The sequence below is a fragment of the Alicyclobacillus sacchari genome, from assembly GCF_004366795.1.
In the GTDB taxonomy this organism is placed as follows: domain Bacteria; phylum Bacillota; class Bacilli; order Alicyclobacillales; family Alicyclobacillaceae; genus Alicyclobacillus; species Alicyclobacillus sacchari.
The window spans coordinates 122,802-130,512 of record NZ_SORF01000009.1 but is presented as its reverse complement, the minus strand read 5'-3'; the positions used below and the strand labels follow the sequence as shown (position 1 = coordinate 130,512).

Sequence of the window (7,711 nt, the reverse complement as noted above, 5' to 3'; positions counted from 1 at the left end):
TGCGCCCTTGCATACAAGAACCCTCCCGTGGCTTGATGATGACATTTTCAAGCAGTGGGAGAGCAAATGCTATGTGAGGTTGATTTGACGTTTACATACATGGTGCCCCCTCCATTACTTGGCTTATATGGACAGAGTCATAATACTTCTTTCCTGCTTGAATGAACGCAAACCACTCATCGTTAATAACCTCCAAAAAAGCGATGCTACGCCGAAAAGCCTCGTTAAAGGAGCGTTCTTCATCAATCTTTCGTTCGTATTCATCAATCAACTCGTTTATTTTTCCAATGTTCTCTCCGCTCAACGTCACAGCCATTTGTTCAATTGAATGCTTTATGGATTCAAGTTTGGTCTTCTGCGCCGACAATATCTTGACTTTGTCCCTTGGGTTCGATGATTCCAATTCTCGAATTTCCTTCTCCAACCTTGAAATAACTTCATCGTATCTCTCTGAACGCGGGTAATGTGTGTCAAGATACGTCTTCAAGTTTCTGGATTGGGACACTTCTTTCATAATCTTATCAAGATCATTTCGAAGTGAATCAAATGATGAATCTTCAAAAAGCGCACTCTGTTTAATTTTTTCTCTCTCAATAATCTGCGAGGCTTCCCTCCGCAAAGCATCCAACTGGTCTGACACTTTCTGAAACATCTCGAATCCCTTTGGTAACACGCTGAATGAAAGGTCACTATTGATTAGTGGTAAAACTGAGTCGCTGTCGAATACGTTTAACTTGCTCAAGAGGGGATGAGGTTCATTTATGTATATTGTTTCATACGTCTCGGTTCCGTTGACCGAACAACGCACTTCGACTGTTTGCGAATAGTCATCAGTTATAGTTGACTCAGCGTATACATTTGGAATAATGGCTAAATGCTTTTCGTTAGTGAAGTAGTTATCCGCCAGCTTACGAAATATTCTTACATACGATGATTTCCCAGAACCATTCTCCCCGTAAAAGACATTGAGGTTCTTCCCTAAAGAAAAGTGAACGTCATTTGACAAGGCATTGATATTTCGTGGGTTTCGGATTTCATTGATGACTAACACCGTTTCGTCAGTTTGTTCAGTTTCGATTGTAACAGCGGTTTCCAGTTGTTGTTGGTTGTTAAGTAGGTACATGACTTCCCCAAGAAGTCGCGAAGTGTCAATTGCGCTCTTCGTCCAAACTTCTTTAAGAACGTGTATCTTCCATGCTTCCCCCTGTGCCCACTCAGACAGAAAGTTCAGTGCGCTCTTCATAAGGGATTCCCCCCCGTTCATAAGTTCTACACTGATATTATTGAAACAAACCGAACATATTGCTCTGATGATCAACCTTCGACATCATTCCACAAATCTCCTATCAAAAGCTCCATCCAATAGCGTTATGATCCCAACTCTATTGAACCATATTTTTACATTTCATAACCCTTGAGTTATGATGTTCGAAAACAGGGTGACTTTGTAGTTTCATGTATGGTCATTCGGGTTAAGGACAGGAACGGAGGAAGCACGGTGACAAGTGATCGGGAGCAGTCGAACAGAAAACCTCCGCGCATAATGAAGTTGCTCGATCAGCCAATCTGCAGAACAACGGTCCCCATGGCGGTCAGCACAAAACGAATCTTCCAGAGACATCAAGAAGTGTTGTGCAAGTTGAAGAGATATCTGGAGGAGTAGGGATTCATGGATAACGGCGATTTCGTTCAAAACTTCGAACGTCAATGGCATGAGCAAGTCGAAGGAGCCAAACACCAAATAATAATGCAGAGGCTTCAAGCCATCAATCAACAGATTCGAACGTTTGAATACCGCTATGGTGGGACATTTCAGGATTTGTTAGGTCGTCTGAACGACCTTGAAATCGACGAGATGTCGGAAGCTGTTGACATCGCTGATTGGAAAAAGCTTATTGAAGCAAGGAAACGGCTCATAGAGAAATATGATAGAGATGATATCCCAGACGGCATTTACGCCGTCTCCCCTGCCCCCGACCAGGGGAGAGTCCAGGTTCGTCGGTTGTATGAGTATTGTAGGGAGCGTGGACTGAATCCTTCCCAACTTTCAGAAGCGGAGATGGCTCAATTCATCGTGTACCCCGATAAAGACGGGGAGCAGGAGAAAAACGGGATTAGTCCCTGAGCACCCTCAACCCATAAAGCCCTGAACAAACGGAGGTCTGCGATATGTTCGTCATTCACTGCAACAAGTGCAGTCGCGAAGTCGAGTGGAAAGATGGAGCCGAGCTTGGCAAACTCCCAATCGAAATGTGTGGCTCTACCGTCATTTGTGCATGTGGTCATGGGGTAAGCGATGACAATGGGACGTTGCGGGAATTCGATGTGCCAGATGCGGAATGAATAGGCAGGGCAAGAACGGGGATTACGGGCGGAGGGACATACATGGCTTTGGGACGTGATGCTATACCCGATGTGCCAATTGAAACATTGGAGAGAACCAAATCACCTCATCTCGAATCGTAAAGGGTGAATACCGAGAAAGAGGTGTGAAACATGAGCGTGTCAGAGTTGGTACTTGATTGTCGTAATGGGAACCGTGAAGCCTGGACTGCCTTAGTCGATTTGTTTCGTCCCAAAAGCGGTGAATTGGGCACATCAATTCTGTAGAGATCGGCACGCCGCAGAAGACGTTGTGCAGGACAGTTTATTATTGGCGGCACGTCACTTGTCTGAACTACGTAATCCGCAGGCGTTTGAAAGTTGGTTTTTTCAAATTGTGAAGACCCAATCGTTCCGTTTCTTAAATAAAGAGAACAAGCGAAAGACGGAACCCATGGTCGAAATCTCTGAAAACAGCAATGTTGAGGCAGATGCCCTCCTGAAAATTGAATTCGAGAAGGCGTATTCCAAACTGCCTTTAGAGCTTCAGCAAGTCTTTCTTCTGGCAGGTATCCACCAATGGACGATCAACGAAGTTGCAGGATTCCTCGGCGTTCCCTCTGGAACCGTGAAATCCCGATTGTCGAGAGCACGTCAGCAACTTCAATCGATGATCTCTTACAACGAGGACGGCAGAAACAGCGGGGAAGACAGAGCCAACTCATGGGAATCCATGCTCTCTCAACTGCGAGAAAGACGATTGGTCGAACAACGTCAAATCAAAGACACGTTATCGCAGACGTGGGCAACGATAAAGAGCGTCAAATTTGACCTCATTCGTCATTGGTATTCAGCATCAGGAGAATCAACGGAACAACACGCAAAGTACACCTGGATGTCACCCAATTGGTGGCGTATCGATACACAGTCTGATGAAGCAGGCAATGTGACTACTGTTATCCACGGTAATCGCATGCGTACTTGGTTCGAGAGTTCCAACACCATCAATCAGATTCAGTTGTCACGGAACCCCGATCCACAGTTCATTCTTGAGCATCTCTGGAGGGATCTGTTGTCTCGCGAAGACTGGGTGGTTCTCCCCTCCGACACCGATGAACTGTGGCATGTGTGGCTTCCTACTCACCTTGCCGAATCCAGCAACGATGAATCCGAACAGGCGGGAGTCCACTTTTGGATACATCCGTCGGATGGAATCCCAAGGAGGATTGAATATTGGTGGAATGACAAATGCTCATTAAGAGAAGAAATCGCTCATGTTACTTGCAACCCACCCGTCACACGCCGTAGCTTCGACCTACCAACTGACATTCCGAAATCAAGGTTGCGCTCTTTCTCCGACTTGATGGGCGGATTAGGAACCAAGGTTTCAATCTCTGATGCGTTACAGCAATGCCCGTTCACGTTAATGGGACTGGACGATGCCACACTGTCGTCGTGTGGAATTAACAAATCTGTTGGAATCAAAAAGTATTATGGCGAAAAGGAGTGGGCTGTCAGATACGGTCCTCCCGCTCGGTCTCGCGAGCTACTTCGCGGGAGTCCTGTCGTGACATTGTGGCAAGCTGAACGGTTAAACGATGATGTTGCCCGTCACTGGGGGCTGTCGAAGTTAACTGAAAAACAGCCAGACCTCAGTCCAACAGCGAAAAGTGAAGTAGTTTACACGCCCAGCATGGTTTTATCCCGTTTATTTTGGGAAACCAACGAGCGTCCGTATATGTTGACCGCCTCTGGATTATCGATGGAGGATCTCGTAAACCTGGCTCATCAATTGAAAGTCATCATCGACAAGGGCTGAGTCGTTTAAGGGGCGCGGAGGCTGGTCTCGTTTTCACTCCTCCCCGTCCCCTTGCCCAGCCTTTAGCATGGAGGTGTTACCCGTGAAACAGGTCGGAGACGAAAAGGGCAAGCCAGGTACAGAACCGAGGATTGTGCGAAAACGTCCCCGCATCAATGCTCCAGTGCCTACTCCCTCGCCGTATGAGTTGCGGGTGAAGAGAGAAAGCATACGGCTGATGAGGTTGTGCGGAAGAACCAAAGACAAGCCCATTTAACCCAGAAATCTATTCACCAAATCGTAAAAGCGCAACTTTGACTCGTCCAATTCCTGTAGACCATACTCCTTTAGAAATAAATAAAAACACTCGTCAGGTAGCTTGTTGTAGCTCAAGGTGTCACGGACAGTGACAATATCCACATATCTGTCCGCTACGGCTAACTGCCCCAAGTCGATGAAGCCACTAATCCGTCCATCCACCAAAAGCACATTTGGCATCGAGTAGTCTCCATAACACACGACCAGATCCTCAGAGTCGGGGAACAAACTCATCATTTCATCAAAGAGTTCCCGAAGATTGGGATTGGGGTAATGTTGTGAAAGATATTCCACGTCGATACTTCCGTTCGATATTCGTTCCTGTACCAATGTGATTTTGTCATTAAGCGATGATGAGAATGGGCACGTCGTATCCAGCGAATGAATTGTTCTCAATCCCATTGCGAGTTGGTTGGCGAGGTTGGATAGGTCTCCCCGAAAACTTAAATCAAATGATGGAACACCCTGGATTTCCGACGCCAGCATATACTGGTTCTCATCACCCGAATCGAAATATAGCAGTTCTGGGACAGGTAATTTACCCTGTAGCCATTCCAACCGCTCTTTTTCAGGACGTAAGTCACCATTGGAAATTGGCTGTATTTTTAAATACAATCCCTGTTTAGACGGGTGACGTAGGTGAAACACCGAGCAAGTGGAATGACCGATGCTGTTCTCACGAACTTCATATCCCGTAACCAGCTTCATTAACTGCTTTGGAACTCGGTTGATAAATTCCGTCACAAATACTCCTCCATAACTTCTTCACGCTATTTGTTTTCCCCCTGTTTCTTCAACAACTCATAAATGGCGTTCAATTTTCTGGACATATCCTGTGTTGAGTTGCGAATCTGAAAAACCGCCACCATCATGGCAATCCAGAAAATCACCGTTATGATTGGAATCAACAAAACCATTACCCCGCTAAATCCCACGTTTGCCACCTGCACATCAATCCCTCCTATGAACCTATCTTATTCCCACAGATCCCGCGTAAAGAGCTACTTCTTTCCCCTTAGACCACCTAACACATAAAACAGGACTGCCAAGAACCCCACAAAAACGATTGCCCCAATAGGATTCATGGGAGCCGTCCGAATGTTTAACAGCAAGTTGATATCCCATCCGACAAAAAGTGCTCCTAAGACCTGCAACCAGATCCCACGGAAATTCCCCTGCTTTTTATGGCTGATAATGTAAATCACAACCAGTACGCCAGTCAGGATATCTCCCACAATCGTTCCGATGATGATTCCCCCTCTCCACCCAGCTGAACGATGTGTCACTTGAACAACGGAGCGGTTTTTCCATCGGGGAGCACCATCGTCCATTCCGAATGCGGAAACAGAGTTTGCTTGAAGGGTAGTATCATATGCCATACGGAGAGCTTCCCAATACTCGCTGTGTAGGTTTTTCCGTTATGGTGATACACAATTTCTTTGATTGGAATCATAACAGTACCCCAAACGAATGTCTGACCGTCAAAGGTAAAAGGCTCGAAGTCTACGTTATAGTTTTGCGGTGACAGACCAGCCACGGCGTTTGAAATCCCGCTTACATGCCATCCCCAGAAGCTCTTGGTCATGTACCATGCCGTGTATGAGTTCGGTTGTCCAGATGGGGTAATTAAGACAACACCTTTGGCGAACTTAACCGTTTCAAACGGTCCTACACTTGGATCAGACGCGGCTTGTGCCTTTTGCGGGGTAGAATGAGTGGAATAAACATACCCCCAATCAGCGAAAAACGCCGCGATTAGAAGAAGAGGTATCCCGACGAACCATATCCACTTCGACCGTCTCCACACGCCTGCGCTCCCTCCCCAACTTTGCTTCCGTACTCCGCCCATGGCATACCTGACCCCTTGGTCATACGATTTCAGTATAAGGGGATGTATTCATAACAGGTGCAAGTTTCCTTCCCCTCTGGGGAACCATAATCGCGGATATTTTGACCTGGAGGTGTTCACATGCCCTTAGTCCCTTATGACCCGTTCAATATTGCGAGATGCGCTTCCGACTGGTTCCCGTCATTCCCCCGACTGTTCGATGACGACTGGTTCGACAGTCACTTCACGAACATGCCACGGGTGCGTTGTGATGTTCGCGAAACCCAAAACGAAGTAATCGTGACCGCTGAAATCCCTGGGCTGGAGAAGAAGGAGGACGTAAACATCACCGTCCACGACAACCATCTCCATTTAAGCGGCAAAATCGAACGGATGGGCGAACAAAAGGATGAGAACGTCCATCGAATGGAACGTTACTACGGTCAATTCTCGCGCACTGTGCCGCTACCAACAGCAGTGGATGACACGGGTGCGAAAGCGTCGTATAAGAATGGCATTCTGGAAGTCAGGATTCCGAAGAGTCAAAAGCAAATCGGTCGTCAGATTGACGTGAATTTTCACTGAAACATACAGCAAATGCCCCTTGGGATTCCGAGGGGCGTTTTCATGCGCTGAAAATGACCAAATACACCTAAATTGAAGGTTGCGGTGTCATCCGCTCGCCCTTGAGTCTTTGTTGGTTCCAATGGCGTTGATTTGGCACAAGAGATCCGATCACAATGCTAATGATGTCGAAAATCAGAGAAGACTCATACTCCTCGATACCTTGACGACCGTGCTGATCATTTCTTCCATCCAGCCGTATCACATGTCCCCGCAGAAGTAGGCTTTATGCCGAGCCACACGCTCCCTTCGCCCTTTCACTCACTTCAAATCCAACCTTTGACTTCTCGAATCCAAATTTGGCTCCCTGTACTATGTGAGCGTCAAATCAAATTCTTCCCTCGCCATCTCCCGCCTCAACCCCGTCAAATCCCTTGCCACGCCTGGCTTTTCTCGACTTTTTCTCACTCTCACCCAATATCTGCCGTCAAATGAATTTCTACGCTGGATCACGCCTCTTACCACTCGTTTTTCTCCGTAATTTTTCCAGATTCATCGATTCTGCGTAAAATGAAGTTGTTCGCTGGCGCGAGGGTGAAAAGAAGGGCTTGAGGGCGCAGGGAGTACAGATTTGGTCGTGTATTTTTTCGCATTTTTGATCGGGAATGGTCGAGGAATCCTTGATATATCGGGCTTTTTCGCGTCTGGTCTCCTTCAAAATTTTGCTCTGAGTTTCCCCCGCTTATCGCTCCCGCTCCACAAAAAGAACGGGCGAATCCAGGCTTTTGACCCGAATTCACCCGTGCTGTACGGAACAACTTATTTTACTCAGGGAAGAACTTATTTTGCGCGGGGAAGAACTTCATTTTGCGAACATAAGT

8 protein-coding genes are annotated in these 7,711 nt (G+C 46.9%); 4 read left to right on the top strand and 4 right to left on the bottom strand.

The genetic code is table 11. The annotated features are described in order from the left end of the window. Positions 1–91: 91 nt before the first annotated feature. Positions 92–1,243: a hypothetical protein gene (locus tag C7445_RS10355; RefSeq protein WP_134160049.1), complete on the bottom strand. Its 1,152-nt coding sequence runs from the start codon at positions 1,241–1,243 to the stop codon at positions 92–94. Positions 1,244–1,669: 426 nt separating this feature from the next. Between C7445_RS10355 and C7445_RS10350 the strand changes: the two genes are divergently transcribed. The 3 genes from C7445_RS10350 to C7445_RS10345 all read left to right on the top strand — a co-directional run bounded on the left by C7445_RS10350 (position 1,670) and on the right by C7445_RS10345 (position 4,141). Next, positions 1,670–2,125: a hypothetical protein gene (locus C7445_RS10350; RefSeq protein ID WP_134160047.1), complete on the top strand. Its 456-nt coding sequence runs from the start codon at positions 1,670–1,672 to the stop codon at positions 2,123–2,125. 44 nt (positions 2,126–2,169) lie between these two features. After that, positions 2,170–2,343 carry a hypothetical protein gene (locus tag C7445_RS14640; protein ID WP_166669094.1) on the top strand — a complete coding sequence of 58 codons (174 nt, stop codon included), beginning with the start codon at positions 2,170–2,172 and terminating at the stop codon, positions 2,341–2,343. A 241-nt stretch (positions 2,344–2,584) separates the two neighbouring features. Next, positions 2,585–4,141, top strand: a complete 1,557-nt coding sequence (locus tag C7445_RS10345; protein WP_166669093.1) for an RNA polymerase sigma factor — start codon at positions 2,585–2,587, stop codon at positions 4,139–4,141. Positions 4,142–4,393: 252 nt separating this feature from the next. Here C7445_RS10345 and C7445_RS10340 read toward each other — a convergent pair whose 3' ends face one another. The 3 genes from C7445_RS10340 to C7445_RS10330 form a co-directional block, all read right to left on the bottom strand. After that, a complete protein-coding gene (locus C7445_RS10340) occupies positions 4,394–5,182 on the bottom strand; it encodes an APH(3') family aminoglycoside O-phosphotransferase (RefSeq protein ID WP_134160043.1) in 789 nt (262 codons plus the stop codon). Between the two features lie 26 nt (positions 5,183–5,208). Then, complete coding sequence (locus tag C7445_RS10335) at positions 5,209–5,388, bottom strand: hypothetical protein (RefSeq protein ID WP_134160041.1); 180 nt, start codon at positions 5,386–5,388, stop codon at positions 5,209–5,211. 332 nt (positions 5,389–5,720) lie between these two features. Then, a complete protein-coding gene (locus tag C7445_RS10330) occupies positions 5,721–6,245 on the bottom strand; it encodes a hypothetical protein (protein WP_134160039.1) in 525 nt (174 codons plus the stop codon). A 162-nt stretch (positions 6,246–6,407) separates the two neighbouring features. Here C7445_RS10330 and C7445_RS10325 point away from each other — a divergent pair, with 162 nt between their 5' ends. Beyond that, entirely contained in the window at positions 6,408–6,851 is a 444-nt protein-coding gene (locus C7445_RS10325; RefSeq protein ID WP_243835123.1) for an Hsp20/alpha crystallin family protein, read from the top strand. The last annotated feature ends 860 nt before the right edge of the window (positions 6,852–7,711 follow it).

Bases quoted from the DNA above. Each gene is read 5' to 3' on its own strand.
- C7445_RS10355 (WP_134160049.1), bottom strand. From the start codon at position 1,243: ATGAAGAGCGCACTGAACTTTCTGTCTGAGTGGGCACAGGGGGAAGCA.
- C7445_RS10350 (WP_134160047.1), top strand. From the start codon at position 1,670: ATGGATAACGGCGATTTCGTTCAAAACTTCGAACGTCAATGGCATGAG.
- C7445_RS14640 (WP_166669094.1), top strand. From the start codon at position 2,170: ATGTTCGTCATTCACTGCAACAAGTGCAGTCGCGAAGTCGAGTGGAAA.
- C7445_RS10325 (WP_243835123.1), top strand. From the start codon at position 6,408: ATGCCCTTAGTCCCTTATGACCCGTTCAATATTGCGAGATGCGCTTCC.